This window comes from Vibrio sp. Vb1026 (genome assembly GCF_033338745.1).
GTDB classification, from domain to species: Bacteria; Pseudomonadota; Gammaproteobacteria; order Enterobacterales; family Vibrionaceae; genus Vibrio; species Vibrio alginolyticus.
The window spans coordinates 1-1612 of sequence record NZ_JAWOTH010000070.1 but is presented as its reverse complement, the minus strand read 5'-3'; the positions used below and the strand labels follow the sequence as shown (position 1 = coordinate 1612).

Annotated in this window: 3 protein-coding genes; all 3 read left to right on the top strand. The window is 40.9% G+C overall.

Annotation, left to right across the window (positions count from 1 at the left end; all coding sequences use genetic code 11):
* Positions 1 to 147: 147 nt before the first annotated feature.
* The 3 genes from R7E47_RS24230 to R7E47_RS24220 all read left to right on the top strand — a co-directional run bounded on the left by R7E47_RS24230 (position 148) and on the right by R7E47_RS24220 (position 1417).
* Positions 148 to 405: a type II toxin-antitoxin system Phd/YefM family antitoxin gene (locus R7E47_RS24230; protein ID WP_017038125.1), complete on the top strand. Its 258-nt coding sequence runs from the start codon at positions 148 to 150 to the stop codon at positions 403 to 405.
* Entirely contained in the window at positions 393 to 695 is a 303-nt protein-coding gene (locus R7E47_RS24225) for a type II toxin-antitoxin system RelE/ParE family toxin (protein ID WP_025527253.1), read from the top strand. Before R7E47_RS24230 ends, R7E47_RS24225 begins: the two co-directional genes overlap by 13 nt.
* 155 nt (positions 696 to 850) lie before the next feature.
* Positions 851 to 1417, top strand: coding sequence for a hypothetical protein (locus tag R7E47_RS24220; protein ID WP_258483882.1), 567 nt, complete (start codon positions 851 to 853; stop codon positions 1415 to 1417).
* Positions 1418 to 1612 lie beyond the last annotated feature (195 nt).

The following is a 1612-nucleotide window of genomic DNA, read 5'->3' as shown; positions in this document are numbered from 1 at the left end:
GTATGCGGTGCTTTTGGTGTTGAAGTGCCATGCGGCGGCTTGGTCATTGCGTACTTCACACCTTAGCAAGGCGTTAGCCGTCATGGAGCTTGCTATACTCAAAGTGATAGAATAGTATCACTTTAGTATTCCTTTGGAGCAGCTCTCATGAAAGTAGAACTAGTTACATCACTCAAACGTCAAGCAACAAAAATCCTTGCCGATCTCCACGACACTAAAGAACCAGTGTTAATTACCGAACATGGTAAGCCATCGGCATATCTGGTTGATGTTGATGATTACGAGTTTATGCAAAATCGTTTGGTGATTCTGGAGGGGATTGCACGAGGTGAACGTGCATTAGCGGACGGTAAAGTGGTGAGTCACGATGAAGCCAAGGACAAAATGTCAAAATGGCTGAAATAATCTGGACTGAGCCAGCGCTATCCGACCTCAATGATATCGCTGAATACATCGCACTTGAAAATATCGTAGCTGCAAAACAATTGGTTCAAACGATCTTTTCTAAAGTCGAGCGCTTAGAGGCTTTCCCTGAATCGGGTCGCATTCCGCCTGAACTAGAACATCTAAGCTATCGTGAAGTTGTAGTTAATCCGTGCCGCGTTTTCTATAAACAAGACGGCGACAAAGTATTTATTCTGTTTGTTATGCGTGCTGAGAGAGACTTGCGTAAGTTCCTATTGAGCAAGCAATAACCTTTGGGAATGAGCGGCTAACAAACTGTTTAAGAGTGATTCGCAACGCTTGGCATTTTTACTATGCGTTGCGTTTAGTGTGTAAGGTGGTATGCGGAAGCTTCGGTATTGCGTTGCTCACACCTTAACAGGGCGTTATATTTTTGGAGTGTCTGATGAACGACTTTGATGTAAATCTGGATAGGTTGGGACAAATACGGGATTCTTTAGTAGATCCAAAATCTATTTGGTCATTGGCAAAAAAACTAAAACAACAGAGTCGAACTTTAACGTTGAATGCACCAAATAGTGATCTGTCTTTACCCTCGAGTCCTGGGATTTATTACTTTGAAGCTAAATTCAACTTCAAAGATTATGAATATCTTGAAGACTTTGGTAACCGTTGGGGAGTAATTCGGTCAAGAAACCTTCCTAAAGGGGTTTCTAGGTACTATCCGAGTCGAGCGAAGAAGCATATTTCCCGTTTAAAGCAAGGGAAATTTATACCGTTATACCTCGGTAAGCGCGACAATTTGAGTGACAGGATTATCAATCATTTAGACGGAAGCGAAGAGTCGGGTACATATGCGCTAAAACTTAGAAGTCGTCCTGAATTACTTTCTGGTGTCGAATTAAGATATAGTTTTCATGAGTTTAATATAAACGCTAGAGCATATTTTGGTGTCGAAGTTATAGAAAAATCTCTCAGAGAAGTGTTTAATCCAATCATAGGCAAGCAATAAAAATATAACAAAGCGTTTAAGACAGATTCGCAACACTCGGCATTTTTATTTCAGGTCGAGTTCTGTGTTTACAGAGCTATGGTTTAGGTGGGTGATAGCGTTGCTCACTACTTAACGCGGCGTTAGTACCAAAATTAAATTAGGTTTCGGAGTATTTGAAAATGTTCTTTTCTAGTTCATCTCAACCCTTAGTTA